Source organism: Bacillus sp. AFS040349 (assembly GCF_002577655.1).
In the GTDB taxonomy this organism is placed as follows: Bacteria; Bacillota; Bacilli; order Bacillales; family Bacillaceae; genus Metabacillus.
In genome coordinates this window covers 1-22,208 of sequence record NZ_NUMC01000064.1, presented here as the reverse complement: position 1 = coordinate 22,208, position 22,208 = coordinate 1, and the positions used below count along the sequence as shown (strand labels likewise).

Annotated in this window: 22 protein-coding genes; 16 read left to right on the top strand and 6 right to left on the bottom strand. The window is 34.8% G+C overall.

The features are described from left to right. Nucleotides 1–12 precede the first annotated feature (12 nt). The 5 genes from remB to dnaA form a co-directional block, all read right to left on the bottom strand. A complete protein-coding gene (remB, locus tag COD11_RS14570; protein WP_098797627.1) occupies nt 13–258 on the bottom strand; it encodes an extracellular matrix regulator RemB in 246 nt (81 codons plus the stop codon). A gap of 1 nt (nt 259) precedes the next feature. Next, complete coding sequence (gene recF / locus COD11_RS14565) at nt 260–1,387, bottom strand: DNA replication/repair protein RecF (protein WP_098797626.1); 1,128 nt, start codon at nt 1,385–1,387, stop codon at nt 260–262. 16 nt (nt 1,388–1,403) lie between these two features. Continuing rightward, nucleotides 1,404–1,619: a S4 domain-containing protein YaaA gene (yaaA, locus tag COD11_RS14560; protein WP_098797625.1), complete on the bottom strand. Its 216-nt coding sequence runs from the start codon at nt 1,617–1,619 to the stop codon at nt 1,404–1,406. Between the two features lie 264 nt (nt 1,620–1,883). Continuing rightward, complete coding sequence (dnaN, locus tag COD11_RS14555) at nt 1,884–3,020, bottom strand: DNA polymerase III subunit beta (RefSeq protein WP_098797632.1); 1,137 nt, start codon at nt 3,018–3,020, stop codon at nt 1,884–1,886. A gap of 231 nt (nt 3,021–3,251) precedes the next feature. Next, a complete protein-coding gene (gene dnaA, locus COD11_RS14550; RefSeq protein WP_098797624.1) occupies nt 3,252–4,604 on the bottom strand; it encodes a chromosomal replication initiator protein DnaA in 1,353 nt (450 codons plus the stop codon). 678 nt (nt 4,605–5,282) lie between these two features. Between dnaA and rpmH the strand changes: the two genes are divergently transcribed. The 11 genes from rpmH (at nt 5,283) to COD11_RS14495 (ending at nt 15,721) form a co-directional block, all read left to right on the top strand. After that, a complete protein-coding gene (gene rpmH / locus COD11_RS14545; protein WP_026561635.1) occupies nt 5,283–5,417 on the top strand; it encodes a 50S ribosomal protein L34 in 135 nt (44 codons plus the stop codon). Nucleotides 5,418–5,588: 171 nt separating this feature from the next. Further along, nucleotides 5,589–5,939 carry a ribonuclease P protein component gene (gene rnpA, locus COD11_RS14540; protein WP_098797623.1) on the top strand — a complete coding sequence of 117 codons (351 nt, stop codon included), beginning with the start codon at nt 5,589–5,591 and terminating at the stop codon, nt 5,937–5,939. 149 nt (nt 5,940–6,088) lie between these two features. After that, the gene (spoIIIJ, locus tag COD11_RS14535; protein ID WP_098797622.1) at nt 6,089–6,868 is read left to right on the top strand and encodes a YidC family membrane integrase SpoIIIJ; all 780 of its coding nucleotides are present in this window, start codon (nt 6,089–6,091) and stop codon (nt 6,866–6,868) included. Further along, nucleotides 6,865–7,497, top strand: a complete 633-nt coding sequence (gene jag, locus COD11_RS14530; RefSeq protein ID WP_098797621.1) for an RNA-binding cell elongation regulator Jag/EloR — start codon at nt 6,865–6,867, stop codon at nt 7,495–7,497. The genes spoIIIJ and jag overlap by 4 nt, the downstream gene beginning before the upstream one ends. 306 nt (nt 7,498–7,803) lie before the next feature. Then, a complete protein-coding gene (gene mnmE / locus COD11_RS14525) occupies nt 7,804–9,189 on the top strand; it encodes a tRNA uridine-5-carboxymethylaminomethyl(34) synthesis GTPase MnmE (RefSeq protein WP_098797620.1) in 1,386 nt (461 codons plus the stop codon). A gap of 32 nt (nt 9,190–9,221) precedes the next feature. Then, nucleotides 9,222–11,111: a tRNA uridine-5-carboxymethylaminomethyl(34) synthesis enzyme MnmG gene (mnmG, locus tag COD11_RS14520; protein WP_098797619.1), complete on the top strand. Its 1,890-nt coding sequence runs from the start codon at nt 9,222–9,224 to the stop codon at nt 11,109–11,111. Nucleotides 11,112–11,152: 41 nt separating this feature from the next. After that, nucleotides 11,153–11,869 (top strand): 16S rRNA (guanine(527)-N(7))-methyltransferase RsmG, encoded by a 717-nt coding sequence (rsmG, locus tag COD11_RS14515; protein ID WP_098797618.1) that lies wholly within the window; start codon nt 11,153–11,155, stop codon nt 11,867–11,869. A gap of 105 nt (nt 11,870–11,974) precedes the next feature. Next, nucleotides 11,975–12,850: a nucleoid occlusion protein gene (gene noc, locus COD11_RS14510; protein WP_098797617.1), complete on the top strand. Its 876-nt coding sequence runs from the start codon at nt 11,975–11,977 to the stop codon at nt 12,848–12,850. A gap of 457 nt (nt 12,851–13,307) precedes the next feature. Further along, nucleotides 13,308–14,069 carry a ParA family protein gene (locus COD11_RS14505; protein ID WP_098797616.1) on the top strand — a complete coding sequence of 254 codons (762 nt, stop codon included), beginning with the start codon at nt 13,308–13,310 and terminating at the stop codon, nt 14,067–14,069. Further along, on the top strand, nt 14,062–14,913 hold the full coding sequence (locus COD11_RS14500) for a ParB/RepB/Spo0J family partition protein (RefSeq protein WP_098797615.1): 852 nt from the start codon (nt 14,062–14,064) through the stop codon (nt 14,911–14,913). The genes COD11_RS14505 and COD11_RS14500 overlap by 8 nt, the downstream gene beginning before the upstream one ends. Before the next feature lie 106 nt (nt 14,914–15,019). Next, nucleotides 15,020–15,721, top strand: coding sequence for a DUF554 domain-containing protein (locus COD11_RS14495; protein WP_098797614.1), 702 nt, complete (start codon nt 15,020–15,022; stop codon nt 15,719–15,721). A gap of 62 nt (nt 15,722–15,783) precedes the next feature. On the opposite strand, the gene yyaC is transcribed toward COD11_RS14495, so the two are convergent. Further along, nucleotides 15,784–16,407: a spore protease YyaC gene (gene yyaC / locus COD11_RS14490; RefSeq protein WP_098797613.1), complete on the bottom strand. Its 624-nt coding sequence runs from the start codon at nt 16,405–16,407 to the stop codon at nt 15,784–15,786. Nucleotides 16,408–16,505: 98 nt separating this feature from the next. Here yyaC and COD11_RS14485 point away from each other — a divergent pair, with 98 nt between their 5' ends. From COD11_RS14485 to ychF, 5 genes are all read left to right on the top strand, one after another. Then, nucleotides 16,506–17,522, top strand: coding sequence for a YkvI family membrane protein (locus COD11_RS14485; protein ID WP_098797612.1), 1,017 nt, complete (start codon nt 16,506–16,508; stop codon nt 17,520–17,522). Between the two features lie 239 nt (nt 17,523–17,761). Next, the gene (locus tag COD11_RS14480; protein WP_098797631.1) at nt 17,762–18,613 is read left to right on the top strand and encodes a mechanosensitive ion channel family protein; all 852 of its coding nucleotides are present in this window, start codon (nt 17,762–17,764) and stop codon (nt 18,611–18,613) included. Between the two features lie 19 nt (nt 18,614–18,632). Beyond that, nucleotides 18,633–18,836, top strand: a complete 204-nt coding sequence (locus COD11_RS14475) for a DUF951 domain-containing protein (RefSeq protein WP_098797611.1) — start codon at nt 18,633–18,635, stop codon at nt 18,834–18,836. A gap of 17 nt (nt 18,837–18,853) precedes the next feature. Further along, nucleotides 18,854–20,860 carry a molybdopterin-dependent oxidoreductase gene (locus COD11_RS14470; protein ID WP_098797610.1) on the top strand — a complete coding sequence of 669 codons (2,007 nt, stop codon included), beginning with the start codon at nt 18,854–18,856 and terminating at the stop codon, nt 20,858–20,860. Between the two features lie 159 nt (nt 20,861–21,019). Beyond that, the gene (ychF, locus tag COD11_RS14465) at nt 21,020–22,120 is read left to right on the top strand and encodes a redox-regulated ATPase YchF (protein WP_098797609.1); all 1,101 of its coding nucleotides are present in this window, start codon (nt 21,020–21,022) and stop codon (nt 22,118–22,120) included. Nucleotides 22,121–22,208: the final 88 nt, after the last annotated feature.

Below are 22,208 nucleotides of genomic sequence, written 5' to 3'. Positions count from 1 at the left end.
TTCATCATTTAATTAATCTATATCAAAAGCAACTTGTGCTCGTTTTTTTAATGTACTTGATGATAAAGGCGAGAAATAAATTTTATTAACCGTCACAATAATAGATTTTGCTTCACCATTTGCCAGTTGAACGATTCTTTCTTTTTGCTTTTGAAAAAATTCATCTACAATGGCGGAATCTTGTGAAGAGTGTCGATCCAATATCATCACGACCTCTTTTGATGGTACAACAAAATTGTCTCCCAGATGAATATACAAATTAGTCACCTCTTTTATCGTCAGCAAGCTCTCCTGCTCTTACACGGAAAGTAGCAGCTTCTTTTAATGTTTGATGATCAATTCCTTCGACACTTGTTGTTGTTACAAACGTTTGAACCTTGCCTTGAATGGTGTTCAATAAGTGTGATTGTCTATAATCATCTAGTTCGGATAAAACATCATCAAGCAAGAGGATTGGATATTCTCCTATCTCATTATGAATCAGGTCAATCTCCGCTAGTTTTAACGATAAAGCAGTGGTTCTTTGTTGTCCCTGTGAACCAAAGGTTTGCACATCATGGTCATTTACAAAAAAGGTTAAGTCATCCCGGTGCGGGCCTGCTAAAGTTGCCCCCCGTTCAATTTCCTTCTCTCTTATTTTAGCAAATTTTTGTTCATATGCTTCTATCATTTTCGTCAAATCATAATCTTCTGATACATCCACAGAGGGTTTATATTTGATTTTTAGCGTTTCTAAGCCTCTGCTTATTCCTGAATGCACAGGCTCAGCCCATTTTTGGAGCTCAGAAATAAACCGCAAACGTTTATAAATAATTTTTGCAGCAGCTTCACACAGTTGTTCAGTTAAAACATCAAGCATCGTTTGATCCTTTTGTTTGCGCATCTGTAACTGCTTCAAATAATGATTACGCTGTTGCATAATTTTTTGATAACGACTCAAATCATGCAGATAGATAGCTGAAACCTGACCAATTTCCATATCTATAAATCTTCTTCTTACCTGAGGGCTTCCTTTTACTAAATTCAAATCCTCTGGTGCAAACATAATCACATTCATTGCCCCGACGTATTGGCTGAGTTTCTCTTGCTCAATATGATTTAGTTTTGCTTTTTTGCCTTTTTTAGAAATAACTAATTGAAGGGCAGTTGAGCGATTATATTTTTCGATACTACCTTCTATTTTAGCATATTCTTTGTCCCAGCCAATCAACTCTTTATCATTTGAAGTTCGGTGTGACTTCGCCATAGCAAGCACATAGATTGATTCCATCACATTGGTTTTACCTTGTGCATTTTCACCTAAAATTACATTCACTTTATTTTCAAACTGAATCGTCAATTCTTCATAATTACGATAATTTTTTAATTTCAGCTCATTTATAAACAAAATTTGTACACCAACTTTAATTTTTCACAATATATGTGCCGAAATCAGGAATATATAAAACATCACCATCTCTTAGCTTTTTACCACGGCGATTTTCAGGTTCATTATTCACAAAGATTTCGTATTCAGCTAAAAACCATTTAGCCATCCCACCAGATTGAATAACATCTGCTAATTTTAGGAATTGACCTAATGTTATAAACTCTGTATCAATTTTAACTGGTTTTGCCATAGCGAACCACCTTCCTCAGTAGTCTCTAACTTTATATTTTACTAAAAAAATGTCCTGAAGTACAACAACTTCGGTATTGGAAATCTGTGTGTCCTTCAGGAACAGACACCACCTTTAGACTCCTGGAGTCGAAGTAGGTACAAATACCCATACAAGTTTATTTCTAACCATAAGAGATAAGGTATTCTTTCTGGATTAAATCAGGAATTTATTATCTCATAAATAAAGAAAAGGCTGACGAACGTCAGCCTGCTATTTTTATCATCAATATGTTCTAACTGGTAAAATTAACTGTAACATAGAATCGTCATCTTTTGTACGAATAACAAAAGGTCTCATTGCTCCAGTGAAGTCAACGCTGATTTCATTTCCTTCAAGTGCCTTTAAAGCATCCATTACATATTTTGCACTAAATGAAATCTTTAATTCTTCACCATCAATTTGCTCCACTTGTATTTCTTCACTTACTTTTCCAATCTCAGGGGAATTAGATGAAACCTCAATCATCCCGTCTGTTAGAGTTGATAGTTTAACAACATTATTTCGTGCTTCTTTAGCCAATAAGGAGGCACGATCGATTGCTTGTAAGAAATCTTTGGAATTTAGAACTAAATTTGTTTTACTCTCATTTGGAATCAAACGGGAAGTATCAGGATAATTTCCGTCTAAAAGTCTTGAGAAAAATAATAGATTTTTTGCCTTAAACAATACTTGGTTTTCAGTAATGACAATTTCAATTGGTTCGTTTGTATCATCTAAAATTTTGCTTAACTCACTTAGACTTTTTCCTGGAATGACAACATTGTAAGAGCTTTGATTTTCTGAGTTAATTAAGGATTTTCTTAATGCCAGGCGGTGACTATCTGTTGCGATACATATTAACTCACTGTTTTCTAGCTTCCAGTTTACACCTGTTAAGATAGGTCTTGTCTCAGATGTTGAAACAGCAAAAACTGTTTGACGAACCATTGCTTTTAGTAAATCGGTTGGGATTTTAAAAATATTTTCTTCCTCAATTTGTGGAAGATGAGGATATTCTTCTGCATCTAATCCATTTAGACTAAATTCAGCCTTACCTGAACGGATTACCGTTGAATGGTGATTTCCAACTTCAATTTCTACAATGTCCATAGGCAATTTTTTAACGATTTCACTAAAAAACTTGGCTTGTAAAACAACACTTCCTGATTGAAGAATTTCAACATTCTCTTTGTCATCTTCTTCAGCAGGAATAAAAGATTCGATAGAAATATCAGAGTCACTGCCAGTTAATGTGACTCCTTCAGAATCAGCAACAATTTTTATACCTGTTAAAATCGGAATTGTTGTTCTAGATGATACAGCTTTCATTACATCTTGAACACTTTGAACTAATTTATCTCGTTGAATAATGAATTTCATCATCGTTTTCCTCCTGTTTCCTAGCTACTTGAAATATTTTCTTGACTACGAGAGTTTCTCAATTTTTCAGGTTCTAGTTATATTATTTTTTTATAAAAATATAGTAGAAGTACTAGTAGGGCTTGTGGAAATGTGGATAACTGACCTAAACGAAAGGAAACACAGCCTATCCACATGTGGACAGACTGTGTATATATGTGTAATAGTTATTCACACTATTCAATATTAAAATTAAGAGCCTTTTAAAAGTCCAGTAATATCTTTTAACTGTTTTTGCAGCTGCTCATCACTTTGAAGCATTTTTGATATTTTCTCATGAGCATGAATGACGGTTGTATGATCTCGTCCTCCAAATTCCTCACCAATTTTAGGCAGAGAAGAATCGGTAAGTTCTCTTGAAAGATACATAGCGATTTGTCTTGGAAAAGCAACAGATTTTGTTCGTTTCTTCGCCTTAAAATCTTCTAACTTCACCTGATATTCTTGTCCAACTATTCGCTGAATATCACTAATTGAAATCATTTTTGGTTTTGAGTTTGGAATAATATCTTTTAGTGCTTCAGCAGCCAAATCAGCATTTATATCTTTGTTAATAAGAGAAGAATAGGCCACTACACGAATCAGTGCACCTTCAAGCTCTCGAATATTTGAATCAATTTGATTTGCAATATAAAGCATAACTTCATTAGGAATATCGAGCCCTTCAGCTTTAGCCTTTTTGCGGAGAATCGCAATCCTGGTTTCCAAATCAGGAGGGGTAATATCTGTAATTAATCCCCATTCAAAGCGAGAACGAAGGCGATCTTCTAATGTTGGAATTTCTTTTGGCGGTCGATCACTGGAAATAACGATTTGCTTACTCTCTTCATGCAATGTATTAAAAGTATGGAAAAATTCCTCTTGAGTTTGTTCTTTCCCAGCCAAGAATTGAATATCATCTATTAAAAGTACATCAACACTTCTATATTTGTTACGAAAATCAACTGCTTTGTTATCTCTAATAGAGTTGATAAATTCATTTGTAAACTTTTCAGAAGATAAATAAACAACTTTTGCCGATGGGTTATGATCAATCACATAATGTCCAATGGCATGCATTAAGTGAGTTTTTCCAAGTCCAACTCCCCCGTAAATAAAAAGGGGATTATAGGCTTTTGCAGGTGCTTCAGCTACTGCTAATGATGCTGCATGAGCAAATCGATTTCCTGATCCAATAACAAAAGTATCAAATGTATACTTAGGATTTAGCATGTTTTGCGGTAATTCTGTTTGTTCTTCATCGGCTTTATTTATCTGTTTGATCGGTGAATTTGGAACAAAATCATCATCCGTCTGATTTTGGGGAATAATAAATTTTATAGCAAACTCTTCACCTGTTAATTGATAAATTGAATCAGCGATTAAGTGTAAGTAACGGGATTCCAGCCAATCTCTTGCAAATTCGTTAGGAGCGGTAATTGTTAAGGTATCACCTTGAATGCCATGAGCCTTTGTTGATTTTAACCATGTTTCAAAGCTTGGCTTACTAATTTTCTTTTCGATCTCTGCCAAAGCCTTACTCCAAAGCTCAGATATATTCTCCATTTGCGTTTTGTCCCTCCTTTACGATGCATCCCTAACCGTACTGTACAAGCTTTGTACAAGGTGCGAATATTCATGTATAAACATACAGATGCAAAAGAATGTGAATAAATATATAATATAGTAGAAAAACATCTTTTCGACAAAACTAATGTGATGTGGACAACAATTTACACAAGCTGTTTATAATCTTTCCACATGTTATCCACAGTCTGTGGATATATTGATTTTTAAAATAGATTATTAAGAGTGAAAACACAAATATAATATCAGAATAAATCTAGATATGCAACGGTTTTTACAAACTTATCCACATAATTAATCATTTGTTGAAGGAAATTGTCCACAATGGACTAACTTGTGAAAAAGTTGTCGATAACGTATGTGGATAGTGGAGAATTCTGTCGAAAATTTATCCACAGGCTATGGACCTTAAACAATTGTTGATGTCTAGCTGTTGATTTTGGTTGGAGGTAAGCTGTTCTAAAAAGGATATGAGATCTTGAAGCGGAGAGTGGATTTCAAAAAAGAATTAATAGAGGATAATAAATAAATGTAAAATAGATGATGAAAAGAAAATAAACTTAATAAAAAAACGGATGATGGTTGACAATTCATAGGGTAGGTAACTATAATTAGTAAGACTGTCTTTAACTGTTATTCCTCAGGGAGGTGTCATATATGAAACGTACTTATCAACCAAACAAACGTAAACGTAGTAAAGTTCATGGTTTCCGTAGCCGTATGAGCACTGCTAATGGACGTAAAGTTCTTGCTCGCCGTCGTCGCAGAGGAAGAAAAGTATTATCAGCGTAGGCCACTGAAAAATCAGTGGTCTTTTTTTGCAGATGAATGAATAAAACGATTTATTCAGGAAATGGGGAAGAAGAGTGCTAGATCATTTCTTGTTTAAATTCGTTTTATTTCAGATATAATGATGGTGATTATTCTGTTAGCCTATTAACAGAACAAACCGGAGTGAAATAGATGAGAAGGAAATATAGAATAAAGAAGAATAAAGATTTTCAAGTAGTTTTCAAGAGAGGGAAATCTTTTGCCAATAGACAATTTGTTTTGTATATCATGCAAAAGCCTGAAGAGAAAGAGTTCCGAATTGGACTATCTGTAAGCAAAAAAATAGGAAATGCTGTAACAAGAAATAAAGTTAAGCGGTTAATTCGACAAGTGTTTACAGAAGAAAAACATCGAATTGCTTCTGGTAAGGAATTTATTATTATTGCTAGAAAGCCTGCAGCTGAAATGAATTATCATGAAGTAAAAGGAAGTTTGCAACATTTATTTCGAAAAGCAAAAATCTATCAGCCAAAGAAGATGTAGAATATTGTTGAAATTATACTACCGAAAACTTTACTAAGAAAAACAATTCTATTTATAAAAGTGTTAAGATATTAACGATGTGGAACTTTTTCTATCTTTTAACGTACGTACATGAATAGTATCTATTATCGGTTAGGAGGAAAAAAGGTTTGAAGAGGCGCATACTTTTAATAGCAGGGTTAATTAGTGTTTTGACCCTTTTGACAGGATGTACGGAGGTTAATACTCCAATTACATCTGAAAGTGAAGGATTTTGGAATTCGTATATCGTATATCCTTTATCACAACTTATTACATATTTTGCTGAATTAACAGGCGATAATTATGGGATTGCCATTGTAATTGTTACAATTATTATTCGATTAGCAATATTACCGCTAATGATTAAACAAATGAAAAGTTCTAAAGCAATGCAAGCAATTCAACCGGAAATGCAGAAGTTGAGAGAAAAGTACAGCTCAAAAGATCAACAAACACAACAAAAACTTCAACAGGAAACAATGGCTTTATTCCAGAAACATGGTGTTAATCCTCTTGCAGGTTGTTTCCCGTTAATCGTTCAGATGCCAATTTTGATTGGTTTCTATCATGCGATTATGAGAACAACGGAAATCGCTGAGCATAATTTTTTATGGTTTGACTTGGGTGAAAGAGATCCATTCTTTATCCTGCCGTTGGTTGCTGGTTTAACAACATTTATTCAACAAAAAATGATGATGGCTGGTACAGCAAATCAAAATCCCCAAATGGCTATGATGCTTTATATTATGCCTATTATGATTATTGTTTTTGCAATTAGCTTCCCTGCAGCTCTTTCTTTATATTGGGTAGTAGGTAACTTATTCATGATCATTCAAACATACTTCATAAAAGGTCCTGAGCTTAAGGAGCAAAAAGAAGCTTCTAATAGTGGAGGAAAGAAGAAGTGAGAGAAGTAACTGCTGGTGGACTTACTGTCAATGAAGCAGTCGAGGAAGCATTAAAGCAATTACAGGCAAAACGAGAAGAAGTTGAAATCACAATTCTCGAAGAAGGAAAAAAGGGATTTTTAGGTATTGGAAAAAAACCTGCTAGAGTGAAGGTCAAAATTGTACACGAGCCAGTTAAGTATGCAAAAGAATTTTTAGCTAATGTAGTTCAGAAAATGGGGATCGATGCAGAGATTTTAGTGAAACAGACTGGTAAAATTGTGAACATGCAATTATCAGGTGAGAAAATGGCTGTTCTTATCGGAAAAAGAGGACAAACGTTAAACTCCCTTCAGTATTTAACACAATTAGCTGCAAATCGATATTCTAATTCTTATCTACAAATTATCATTGATGCTGAAAATTATCGTGCAAAAAGAAAAGAAACGCTTAAGCAATTAGCTGGAAAACTAGCACAGCAGGCAATTCGTACATCCAAAAATGTTCCATTAGAACCAATGCCTTCATATGAAAGAAAAATCATACATGCTGCATTAGCAGAATTTAAAGATATAAAAACTTTTTCAGTTGGAGAAGAACCAAATCGTCATCTGGTTATTTCTCCAAAATCTAAGAGAATGGCTCGTTGAGTCATTCTCTTTTTTTTTGCTTTTTTTCTGTAGCAAGACAAAGAAATGTTTATATTATCGACAGCCTTCTACAAATATCGGGTGGTGCCAGTGCACTTCATAAAATATTTCAAATTCATCAAATATTGTTATTAACATGTGGATAAGTTAAAATAGAGAAAGGTATGAAGAGAGTGGATAAATAATTGTGGACAAAATGAGGTAATTTCGCTTTCTAAAGAAAACGAAATGTGCTATCTTTAAAAAATTGGTCGCATTTTAAGAGGAAGAAATTTTACATAAATGAAGAGAGAGGTGGTCGTAGCGATGGAGTTAGATACAATCGCAGCGATATCGACACCTTTAGGAGAGGGAGCTATTGCCATTGTCCGGTTAAGTGGTGAGGAAGCAATAGAAATTGCTGATCGACTGTTTAAAGCTCCTTCGAATAAAAGGTTAACAAATGTTGACTCCCATACGATCCATTACGGACATATAGTAGACCCAAAAACTGGTCAAGTTGTAGAAGAGGTAATGTTGTCTTTAATGAGGGGACCAAAGACATTTACGAGAGAAGATATAGTAGAAATAAACTGTCACGGTGGAATTGTGACAGTGAACCGGGTACTTCAGTTAGTCATTCAACATGGTGCAAGACTAGCAGAACCAGGAGAGTTTACAAAGAGAGCCTTTTTGAATGGTCGGATTGATTTGTCTCAAGCTGAGGCTGTAATGGACTTAATACGAGCAAAAACGGATCGGGCAATGAATGTGGCTTTAGGGCAAATGGAAGGAAAACTGTCAAAGCTTGTTCAGAAGCTAAGACAGGAGATTCTAGAAACACTAGCACATGTTGAAGTCAATATTGATTATCCTGAATATGATGATGTTGAGGAAATGACTCATCAAATGCTTGTTGAAAAAGCTACATTTGTAAAAAATGAAATCAGTAAGTTATTGAAAACATCACAGCAAGGGAAGATTCTTAGAGAAGGCTTGTCTACTGTTATAATTGGACGACCAAACGTTGGGAAGTCATCTTTATTAAACAGCCTTGTTCATGAAAATAAAGCAATTGTTACAGATATCCCTGGAACAACAAGAGATGTTATAGAAGAATACGTCAATGTAAGAGGTGTTCCTTTACGATTAGTTGATACAGCTGGAATACGTGAAACAGAAGATATTGTAGAACGTATTGGTGTTGAACGTTCGAGAAAAGTACTTAAAGAAGCGGATCTTATTTTACTAGTTCTAAATTACAACGAAGAACTTTCTCAAGAAGATGTTCAGCTTTTTGAAGCCGTAAAAGGAATGGATATTATCGTTATTGTTAATAAAACGGACTTGGATCAAAAAATTGATCTTCAAAAGGTGAAGGAGCAAGCAGCGGGAAGACCAGTTGTTACAACATCACTATTAGAAGAACAGGGAATAGATGCATTGGAAGAAGCGATAAGTGCATTATTCTTTGAAGGAAATGTCCAAAGCGGAGACTTAACATATGTTTCAAACTCAAGACATATTGCCCTATTAACAGCTGCCGAAACTTCTATTAATGATGCATTAATAGGTATAGAAGCAGGAGTTCCAATTGATATTGTACAAATAGATTTAACCCGTTGTTGGGAACAGCTTGGGGAAATAATTGGAGATGCAGTTCACGAAAGCTTAATTGATCAACTGTTTTCTCAGTTCTGTTTAGGGAAATAAATTAGATATTTTTAAATAAAGGAGGTTCCTCTATGACGTATCATGCAGGAGATTATGATGTCATTGTTGTAGGAGCTGGACATGCAGGGTGTGAATCAGCACTTGCATCAGCAAGAATGGGAGCAAAAACTCTCGTCATTACCATTAATCTGGATATGGTTGCATTTATGCCATGTAATCCATCTGTTGGTGGACCAGCAAAAGGGATTGTTGTTCGTGAAATTGATGCTTTAGGCGGAGAAATGGGGAAAAACATCGACAAAACCCATATCCAAATGAGAATGCTAAACACTGGAAAAGGCCCAGCTGTTCGAGCGCTTCGTGCACAAGCAGATAAGTTTTCATATCAACATGAAATGAAAAAAACGATGGAAAATGAACGTAACCTTACACTGCTACAAGGAATGGTTGATCGGTTAATCGTTGAAGACGGTGTTTGTAAAGGTGTGGTTACTCAAACTGGAGCTGAATATTCTGCGAAAGCAGTTGTAATAACAACAGGTACTTTTTTGCGAGGAGAAATTATTCTAGGAGAATTAAAATACTCAAGTGGACCAAACAATCAGCAGCCTTCAATTAAGCTATCAGAGCATTTACAAGAATTGGGCTTTGATTTAGTTCGTTTCAAAACAGGAACACCTCCACGAGTAAATAGTCATTCGATTGACTATAGCAAAACAGAAATTCAACCCGGAGATGAAGTGCCACGTGCATTTTCTTATGAAACAACAAAATACATTACAGATCAGCTACCTTGCTGGTTAACGTATACGAGCGGAGAAACTCATAAAATTATTGATGATAATTTACATCGTTCTCCTATGTATTCGGGAATGATTAAAGGCACAGGACCTCGTTATTGTCCATCTATTGAGGATAAAGTTGTTCGCTTTAATGATAAGCCGCGTCATCAAATCTTCTTAGAGCCAGAAGGTAGAAATACACAAGAAGTATATGTGCAGGGGCTATCAACAAGTTTACCAGAAGATGTTCAACAGCAAATTTTGAAAACAATTCCTGGACTTGAAAAGGTTCAAATGATGAGAGCGGGATATGCAATTGAATACGATGCCATTGTCCCAACTCAATTATGGCCAACTTTAGAAACGAAAAAGATTACTTCTCTATATACAGCAGGACAAATTAATGGAACTTCCGGTTATGAAGAAGCTGCCGGTCAAGGATTAATGGCAGGAATTAATGCTGCACAAAAGGCTCTTGAAAAAGAAGAAGTGATTTTAAGTCGCTCGGATGCTTATATAGGTGTACTCATTGATGATCTTGTAACAAAAGGTACAAGTGAACCATATCGCTTACTAACATCAAGAGCAGAATATCGATTACTACTAAGACATGATAATGCCGATTTGCGCTTAACCGAAACAGGGAAGAAAATCGGATTAATTTCTGATGAACGTTTTGAAAAATTCAAAACTAAGAAGCAAGCAATTGAAGAAGAGAAACAACGCTTATCATCTGTCATCATTAAGCCGAATCAAGAAACACAAAAACTTATTCTTTCTGTCGGCGGTAGTGAGCTTAAAGATGGCATAAAAGCAGCTGATTTATTAAAACGACCAGAAATGAACTATGAGCATATCGCTCAGCTTGTACCATCAGAAACAGAAGTGGATTCAGATGTTGCAGAACAGGTAGAAATACAAATCAAATATGAGGGGTATATTGAAAAATCCTTACAACAAGTTGAAAAGCTTAAGAAAATGGAAAACAAAAAAATCCCTGAAAATATTGATTATGATGATATTAATGGCTTAGCTTCAGAAGCACGTCAAAAGCTTAAGGAAGTTAGACCATTATCAGTTGCACAAGCTTCACGTATTTCTGGAGTAAACCCAGCTGATATTTCAATATTATTGGTATACCTGGAACAAGGTAGAATTGCCAGAGTTTCAAATCAATAATTACTGTTATAAAACCAATCTTTAACAGAAAGGTTATGAATATGGATACAGCATTATTTCAATCAAGCTTGGCTGAGAAGGGGATTTCTCTTTCTCAGCAGCAGATGGACCAATTTGAGTTATATTTTAAGCTCTTAGTAGAGTGGAATGAAAAAATGAATTTAACGTCAATTACAGACAAAAATGACGTGTATTTAAAACATTTTTATGATTCTATATCTGCAGCATTTTATTTTGATTTCTCTAAGCCACTAAGTATATGTGATGTAGGTGCAGGAGCTGGATTTCCAAGTATTCCTTTAAACATTTGTTTTCCTCATTTAAAGGTATCAATTGTTGACTCTTTACAAAAAAGAATTACTTTTTTATCGCATTTATCAAAAGAATTAGGATTAAATTCAGTGCAATTATTTCATGATCGAGCTGAAACGTTTGGTCAAAATAAACAGGTTCGGGAAACTTATGATGTTGTCACAGCCAGGGCTGTTGCGAGGCTATCTGTTCTAAGCGAATTATGTATTCCTTTAGCAAAAAAGGATGGATACTTCATTGCTATGAAAGGGGCAGCAGCACAGGAAGAACTTGAGGCCGGTAAAAAGGCCGTTACCGTATTAGGTGGTAAAGTGCAAGAAATTCACTCATTTGAACTGCCTTTAGAGGAAAGTGAGAGAACAATCTTAATTATTGAAAAAGAAAAAAGCACTCCTAAAAAATATCCTCGAAAGCCTGGAACGCCAAATAAACTTCCAATCGAGTAGATGTTTCATGTGAAACATTTACTCGAACTTTTGAGTATTTTGCAGGAAATAATGTAAGAGAAATAGAATATTTAAATTGGTAGTTTTAAAAGGTGGTGTAGGCTCATGAAGCATCCATTTTCTCGCTTTTTCGGTTTGGGAGAAAAAGAACAAGCACAAGCTAATCAAATCGTAGTAGAGGAAGTTGAACAAGAAGACACAGCAGAAGAAATAAGGGAAGAGGTTAAAAAGATTCCAATTAAGGATATTACTCCTAACCGCTTCCAGCCACGTACCGTTTTTTCAAATGAAAAGATTGAAGAATTAGCCCTAACAATTCGTACTCATGGAATTATTCAGCCTATTGTTGTTCGAGAAATAGGTGGTAAATTTGAGTTGATTGCAGGTGAAAGACGCTGGCGTGCTGTACAGACTTTAGGTTGGGAAGAGATACCTGCAATTGTAAAGGATTTCAACGATACTGAAACAGCTAGTGTTGCTTTAATAGAAAACCTTCAAAGGGAAGAGTTATCTTCAATAGAGGAAGCAGTTGCTTATGCTAAGTTACTAGAATTACATGACTTAACTCAAGAAGCATTAGCCCAAAGACTTGGTAAAGGTCAATCAACTATAGCAAATAAGCTGCGTTTGTTAAAGCTTCCTGAAGAAGTCCAGGAGGCATTACTTCAAAAAGCAATTACTGAACGTCATGCACGTGCACTAATTCCATTAAAAGATCAACAGCTACAAATTACACTGTTAGAGGAAATTGTTGAAAAACAATTGAATGTTAAGCAAACAGAAGATAGGGTAGTCAAGCTACTTGAAAAAAATAATGCAAAACCAAAACCAAAGCGTAAAGCATTTAGTAGAGATACAAGAATTGCTATGAATACAATTCGTCAATCCCTAACAATGGTAGCTGACAGTGGCGTAAAATTGAATACGGAAGAAGAAGAATTTGATGAGTATATCCAATTCACAATTAAAATTCCAAAATAATATTGAATAATAACTATTTTAATAAACTATTATCTATTCCACATATGGCTGTTAGGTACTGGCTTTTTGTCAGGCCTTTTTTCTTTGTACTAGATTCGACAAAAGAAGTGTTAACCATTGTGGAATGATTATCTAGCAATGAACACAATATTATGATAATAACATCCTCACTTATCCAAGTCTCCTAGGAAGATATCTCTTTATAATGATAAAAATGAATTTTAATTAGTAGAATTTACTATTTTACATAAATACAAAAAAATTCAAACCCTTCATCCAATTTTCATGATAAAATAAAAAAATGATTGAAAGTAACTATTTGTAGAATGTTGTAAAATAAAAGAAAGAAATCTATTCATCTAGTAGCTACCTTCAGGAACAGCTAGATGGGTTCACTTTTATGCTTTTTTCTTTACTGTAAAATTTTAACAATTAGAAGATGAAAGTAGGTGACATCGTGGGGAAAATTATTGCGATTGCAAACCAAAAAGGTGGTGTTGGAAAAACAACCACATCCGTAAATTTAGGAGCTTGCTTAGCATACATTGGGAAACGAGTTCTTCTCGTCGATGTTGACCCACAAGGTAATGCAACGAGCGGGATTGGCATTGAAAAAGCTGATGTTGCCCATTGTATTTATGATATTTTAGTAGATGATGTAGATGCAAAGGACGTTATAAAATCTACAGCCGTAGAAAATCTTGATATTATTCCAGCCACGATACAGTTAGCTGGGGCTGAAATAGAACTTGTACCAACAATTTCCAGAGAAGTTAGACTCAAAAGGGCACTTGAAGCTGTAAAAGATCAGTATGATTATATGGTGATTGACTGTCCACCATCATTAGGATTGCTCACCATTAATGCCCTAACAGCATCAGATGCCGTGTTAATACCGGTACAATGTGAATATTACGCTCTTGAGGGATTAAGCCAATTATTAAATACTGTCCGACTTGTACAAAAGCATTTAAACACTGATCTTACAATAGAAGGTGTTTTATTAACAATGCTAGATGCAAGAACAAATCTAGGTATTCAAGTAATTGATGAAGTGAAAAAATATTTTCAGGACAAGGTTTATAAAACAATCATTCCAAGAAATATTCGCTTAAGCGAGGCACCAAGTCACGGACAACCAATTATCATTTATGATCCAAGATCTAGAGGAGCAGAAGTTTATTTAGATTTGGCAAAGGAAGTGGTTGTAAATGGCTAGAGGTTTAGGAAAAGGTATTAATGCTCTCTTCACTAACATGGAGGTCGAAAAGGAAGAATCTATTCAAGAAATCAACATAAATGAGATACGCCCAAATCCTTATCAACCACGTAAAGTATTTGAAGAAGATGCGATTAATGAATTAAAAGAATCCATTTTACAGCATGGTGTCCTGCAACCAATTATAGTGAGGAAAAGTATTAAAGGCTTTGAAATTGTTGTTGGGGAAAGAAGATTTCGTGCAGCAAAAGCGGCAGAGCTAACAGTTATTCCTGCTGTTGTAAGAGAGTTATCAGAGCAACAAATGATGGAGCTCGCGCTTTTAGAAAATTTACAACGTGAAGATTTAAGTCCAATTGAAGAAGCCCTAGCATATCAAAAGCTAATGGAGCATTTAGACCTAACTCAAGAAGCATTAGCAAAAAGGTTAGGAAAAAGCAGACCACATATTGCTAACCATGTTAGACTTCTAACATTGCCAGATCAAATTCAGCAATTAATAGCTGAAGGTAAATTATCTATGGGGCATGGTCGAACTTTACTTGGATTAAAAAACAAAGAAAAATTAAATGCACTAGTTGAAAAAATTATTCGAGAACATTTAAATGTTCGTCAACTAGAGCAGCTTATCCAACAGTTAAATAGTAATGTTTCACGTGAAACGAAAAAGAAAAAGCCTGAAAAAGATGTATTTATAAAAGAAAGAGAATCATTTTTACAGGAGTATTTCGGAACGTCTGTTACAATTAAAAAGCAGAAGAAAAAAGGAAAGATTGAAATAGAATTCTTTTCCCAAGATGATTTAGATCGTATTTTAGAATTGTTAGAACAACAGCAACAATAAACAGGTTTCCTTTAGAGCTGGCTTAGTAGTCAGTCTTTTTCTTTGCACTTTTTTCTTTGAATTAATTAATATGTATCTATGTTTATAAAGAGGGGATTTAGCAGGTATGGTTTTATTTGGAAGCATTGTGAATGCACTAGCTATTATTGTAGGAACCCTTATTGGTCTTTTACTAAGAAGAATTCCTGAACAAATGAAAGAAACAGTAATGATGGCCATAGGTCTTTCTGTAGTTGTACTGGGAATTAGCATGGCCTTAAAAAGCGAGGATTTCTTCATTGTTATTGTTAGCCTTGTGCTTGGAACTGTTATAGGAGAGTGGTTAAGGATTGAAAATCACCTCCAGTCAGTAGGAAATATGTTGGAAAGAAAGTTAGGGAAATCAGAAACGGGTAATATAGCACAAGGTTTTGTTACTGCTACATTAATCTTTCTTGTAGGTGCAATGGCAATCATTGGTGCATTAGACAGTGGTTTACGTCAAGACCATGCTGTTTTATTAACAAAGTCAATGATCGATGGATTCACAAGTATGATTTTGGCCAGTACTCTTGGAATAGGCGTATTGTTTTCCTCTATACCAGTATTTCTTTATCAAGGAGGAATTGCTCTTTTTGCAAATGTTATTCATCAGTTTTTATCAGATGAGTTATTAGAAAGATTAATAGCTGAACTGACTTCTATAGGTGGGGTTATGATCATAGCTATAGGAATTAATATTCTAGGCTTAAAACAAATAAGAGTAGCAAACCTACTACCAGGTATTTTAGTTATTACTGCTATTGTTCTAGTCCAGCATCATTTTTAAAAGGAAATACTTAATACACTGCATGAGATATGCAGTGTATTTCTGTTTGTAAGAAGAAAGTTTTAATTAATTGCAGAATCCTCACTTGCCAACCATTTTCTTCTAACATAAATTCTCTTTTCTAGATAATTCTTTTCTGCTTCAATGATTCCATTAGAAATAATGTCCGCCATACTCATTACTAAGTGAAGGCGTGTATTTTGTAGCACGAGGAACTCCATATATCCACTTATGTTAACAATACCGGTGATATGCATATCACCTACTGCTGGTAATTCTTTGTTTACACCTGCTCCAGGTTTTATTGATCCTTTTGCAATTTCCATGAATCCAACACTTTTCATTCTTCCTAAACAAGCATCAATCGCAATAATAAATGGATTTCGGTGGTTTTTATTGATGGTTTCAAGCGATTCTTTTAGATTTACAGCGTGTACTGGATCTTTAAGAGTTCCATAGACATGGAAATGGGACAATTCTTTATTTAAGGACGTACCAATTAGTGGACCTAAGCTATCACCTGTTGATCGGTCTGTTCCAATACAAACAAAAACAATTGGCTTGAAATAAAGTTTTGGCAAATGATCTAAAAGGGTGGTTGAAACTAGCTGTGTAGCGTCCTGATCCTCATAATGAATACGTTCTTGATTTTTATCTGAATGAAAAAGACCTGATTTAAGATTCATAGAATTCACTCCCACGTCATAGTAGTAACAGTATACGGAGAAATGTTCAATTCTATACATGCTCGTTGTAAATAGGACAGCCTTAAGAGGTGAGAAAAATGAATTCAGGTTTTAAATGGATGTTTTTGATTTTAGGAACAATTATTGGAGCAGGATATGCATCAGGAAGAGAACTCTGGCAGTTTTTCGGCTTTGAGAGCGGACTAGCTATCGTCATCTTTACGGTTATCTTTATCATAGCTGTCTATGTGATTATGAAAATCAGTTACGAAGCTCAGTCTGATCACTTTTTCCCAATCTTAGAAAGATTAGTTGGTAAAAAACTTTCTTATGTGTATGATTTTTTGATTGTGTTGTATTTATTTACAACAACAATCGTTATGATTGCTGGAGGAGGAGCAACGCTTGAAGCCTTTTCCATTCCATATTGGGCAGGTATTACGCTTTTTTCAGTATTACTAGTATTGTTGTTTGTAGGCAGTTCAAATGGAATCATTAAGCTGAACTCAATCATTATTCCCATGCTTGTCTTTGGACTGTTTTATGCATTATTATCATTTAATATTTCCCATCATCATTCATGGGTATTAGATTTAAATGAACAGTATAATTGGCCAGCAGCATTTACATTTACAGCTTTAAATATTTTGCCATTGATTGCAGTTTTATCTGCAGTTGGAAAAGAAATTAAAAGTCTTAAGGAAGCGAAAGTAGCCAGTATTGGAAGTGGAGTTATATTAGGAACAATCTCATTTGTTTATAATGAAACACTCATTCAAATGGCTGATTATTTAACAGAATATGAAATTCCGCTCTTTGCTGTATTAAAAGGATCACCATTTGGATTTTTCCTTTTTATGTCTGTGATGTTATGGCTGGCAATTTATACAACAGCTGTATCGGGAATTTTTGGACTTGCCTCGCGATTTAAGCAAATATTAAAGGTTCCATTTTGGCTAATAGCATTAATTCTCGTTTTAGCCATGCTGCCTTTCACTCGTTTTGGTTTTGCAAATCTAGTGGGCATCCTATATCCTTTATATGGACTAATTAATCTTTATTTACTCGTTACCATTCTGCTTTATCCAATCTTAAATCGTTATAGAACAAAATGATATTATGGCTGACTCCTTAAAGATAAAAATTTGAGTAGAGTCAGCCTTTCGTATGTGTAGGAGAGGTATAAAGTTCGGGATGTATCCCGAATTTCAAAAGAATAAACGTAATATATAATGAAGTTTTCCAAAAGATATTTCTTTTGGAATAGAGTATAATGGCTATGAAAATAGTAGTTGCTCTTTTATAATAAATTGTTACTTAGTAAAGGGTGAACGTATTGAAAATTTTACAAGATATGTGGAACGATGCAGTAAATTATTTAACGAATGCTGATTTATGGATTACAATTGGAAAAGGATTTTTACAAATTTTATTAATCTTGATTGTCTCAACCATCTTTATACGAATTGGTAAATTAGCCATTACAAAGGTGTTTTTATTCCGTGGGAAATCACCAATTAGAATTTCTGAGAGAAGAGAAAATACTCTTTCAAAGTTACTAGAAAATATCCTCACTTACGTTATTTACTTTATTGCGATCATTATGGTGCTTGAAACATTTGGTCTTAATGTAGGTGCGTTGCTTGCAGGGGCCGGTATTGTTGGATTGGCAGTGGGGTTTGGTGCTCAAAGCTTAGTAAAAGATATTATTACAGGCTTTTTTATTATTTTTGAAGATCAATTCTCTGTTGGTGATTTTATCCGTATTTCAACTTTTGAAGGAACAGTTGAAGAAATTGGACTTCGTACAACAAAAATAAAGAGTTGGACAGGCGAAATTCATATATTACCAAATGGAAGCATTATAGAGGTAACAAACTTCTCTATAAATAATAGTATTGCCGTTGTAGATATTAGTATTGCTTATGAAAGTGATATCCCAGAAGCGGAGCGAGTCATTCAAGAGCTCTTATTAGAAGTTCCTGATAAATATGAAGATATAGTTGCTCCACCTGAATTATTAGGTGTTCAAATGCTTGGTGCTTCAGAGGTTGTTCTTCGTGTAACATGTGAAGTTGAACCAATGCGTCACTTCCATATTGGAAGAATGTTAAGAAAAGACATTAAAATGAGGTTAGATGAAAAAGGTATCGAAATTCCTTATCCACGTGTTGTGATGTATAACAGAAAAGATGAAGTGAGTTAAGAAATGGAGGTAGAACCTTATGGAAAAAGATTTTGCTTTAAATGATGTTGTTGAAATGAAAAAACAGCACCCTTGTGGTACAAATGAGTGGAAAATCATTAGAATGGGAATGGACATTAGAATTAAATGCTTAGGTTGTGACCATAGTGTTATGATCCCACGTCGAGAGTTTTCAAGAAAACTAAAGAAAATTCTCATAAAACATGAGGAGTCTGCTGAGTAGATCGAGGGGAAATGAATATGAAGCAAGTATTTAAATCATCTTGTCCTTTGAACTGCTGGGATAGCTGCGGGTTTGAGGTTACAGTAGAGGATGGCAAGGTCATTAAGGTTGAAGGAGACAAAGATCATCCAATTACCAAAGGCAAGATATGTGGAAGAGGAAGAATGCTTGAGACGAAAACTAATTCTAAAGAACGCTTAACAGTTCCTCTAAAAAAAGTGAACGGTGTATTTCAAGAGATTTCATGGAAACAAGCACTTGATGAAATTGCTGAAAAGATGAAGGAACTAAAACAAAATTTCGGTCCTGCTTCTGTTTTACACAGTCATGATTATGCGAATAATGGATTGTTAAAAAATCTTGATAAACGTTTTTTTAACAGTTTTGGCGGAGCGACTTCTTTAGTAGGAAGTATTTGCTGGGGATCTGGAATTGAAGCACAAATTTGGGATTTCGGAAGTTCCGACAGCCATGCACCAGATGATATTTTTCATAGTAAACATATCGTTATTTGGGGTAGAAATGTTGCTAGAACAAATATGCATTTGTTTCAACAGTTGCAAGATGCGAAAAAGCGTGGCAGTACAATTACTGTAATTGATCCAATTTATAACGCAACAGCAAAAATTTCTGACCACTATATTTCTATTAAGCCAGGAATGGATGGATTAGTTGCAATTGGAGTTATGAAATATTTAATTAGTGAAAATAAACAAGATGCAGAGTTTATTAAGAATTATACAGTTGGTTATGAAGATCTAATTTTACTATTAAATCATTTTACTTTAGAGGGAATTTTGGAACAAGCTGAAATCTCCTTTGATGATATAAAATATATTGCTGAATTATATGTGAATGGACCTACTACAACTTATTTAGGTCTAGGAATGCAAAGGTATTCTAATGGTGGAAATACAATTAGGTTAATTGACGCACTAGTTGCAATCAGTGGGAATGTCGGTATACCAGGTGGTGGAGCCAATTTTGGAAATATCCAGGTTGGTAAAAACTTTAATATGCAGGCTTTAACATTACCTGAAAAGGCTACATCAACTAGAACATTTTCAATGATGAAACAGGCAGATGGCGTATTAGAAGCAATGGATCCTGAGATAAAAATGATCATTGTAACCTGCGGAAATCCGTTAGTACAAGTCCCTGACTCCAACAAAATAATAAGAGCTTTTCAATCCGTTGATACAGTTGTTGTCATTGATCATTTTTTAACAGATACAGCTGAATTAGCCGACTATGTGTTACCAACAACAACAGTCTTTGAGGAAGAAGATATTTATTATGCATCCATGTATCACCACTATGTAAACTATGGAGAAAAGCTAGTTGAACCTCCAGGTGAAGCAAAGTCAGATTTATGGATATGGACAGAATTAGCGGAAAGACTTGGGTTTGGAGAAGAATTTTCTTATACACGAGGAGAATATTTAGAAATGGCAACAGCCCATTTATGTGATAAAGGAATAACGCTTGATCGATTAAAAGAAGAAAAACGTGTTCCATTGCCTGTGAACCATGTTCCTTGGGAAACAAAGAAGTTTTCAACTCCAAGTGGTAAATTTGAATTTACATCTGAGCTAGGGTTTAACAAAGGATTAGAAGGAAAACCACAATATATTTATCCAAAGGAATCAACGATTTCAAACCCTAGATTAGCTGAAAAATATCCGTACCAGCTTTTATCGATTCATCCATTACGATCCAATCATTCTCAGCATTATGTTCTTATAGAAGGAATGCAAACTGTTAAAATAGAAGTTTCAGAAGATATTGCAAAAGAAAAACAATTAGTAGATGGAGATAAAGTAACCATTTTTAATGATCGTGGAAAGCTGACTGGTGATGTGAAAATACTGAAGAAAGCACATGCCAATACAATTAATGTTGATGAAGGCCAGTGGCATAAATTTGGTGGTTCAGTTAATCTGCTAACACCAGATGATGTTTCAGATAATGGACAGGGAAGTACTTTATATGATTGCTTAGTTAATATAAAAAAAGTAGACTAATTTTCAAGAGCTGAGATGAGCTCTTTTTTTCTTTCATTATTTGGAATGTGTTAACAATATTACTAGACTTGCTTGTATTTTATTTAGTTACTAACTATAATTGTTGAAGATTGAATGAAAACGGACAATCTTTTGTTTATAAATAGAGGAGTGGGAAAAATGGCATTAACTGCTGGAATTGTAGGCCTTCCTAACGTAGGGAAATCTACTTTATTTAACGCAATTACACAAGCTGGTGCTGAATCAGCAAACTATCCATTCTGTACAATAGATCCTAACGTAGGAATTGTAGAAGTACCGGATGAACGTTTACAAAAACTGACTGAATTAGTTAACCCAAAGAAAACTATTCCAACAGCATTTGAATTCACTGATATCGCAGGAATTGTAAAAGGTGCTAGTAAGGGTGAAGGTTTAGGAAACAAATTCCTTTCACATATTCGCCAAGTGGATGCAATTTGTCATGTTGTACGTTGCTTTGCTGACGAAAATATTACACACGTATCAGGAAAAGTTGATCCTATTTCAGATATTGAAACAATCAACCTTGAATTGATATTAGCAGACTTAGAGACAGTTGATAAACGTATCGACCGTGTAGCAAAGCTTGCTAAACAAAAAGAAAAAACAGCTGTTTTTGAACATGAAATTTTATCAATGTTAAAAGAAGCCTTTGAAAGTGAAAAGCCTGCTCGTGCAGTAGAATTCAATGAAGAGCAGCTTAAATATGCAAAACAACTACATTTGTTAACAATCAAACCAATTTTATATGTTGCTAATGTTAGTGAAGAGGAAGTTGCTGATCCTTCTAACAACCCGTATGTTCAACAAGTTCGTGAATTTGCTGCAGGCGAAAATGCTGAGGTTATCGTAGTTTGTGCAAAAATCGAATCTGAAATTGCTGAGCTTGAAGGGGAAGAAAAAGAAATGTTCCTAGAAGAGCTTGGCATTGAAGAGTCAGGTCTTGATCAATTAATCAAAGCTTCATACAATCTTCTTGGCCTTGCTACTTACTTCACTGCTGGTGAACAAGAAGTTCGCGCATGGACATTTAAAAAAGGCATGAAGGCTCCTCAATGTGCTGGAATCATCCACACAGACTTCGAACGAGGCTTCATCCGTGCTGAAACCGTTTCTTATGATGACTTATTAGCTGCAAAAACAATGGGTGCTGCACGTGAAGCAGGAAAAGTTCGCTTAGAAGGAAAAGACTATATTGTAAAAGACGGAGACGTTATTCACTTCCGTTTTAATGTGTAATGCTAATTAGATCATTTTTATAAAGCTCACTATGGATGGGTAAGGTTGAGAAAGATCCTACTCTCTGTGAGGCCACTGAAAAAGTCCA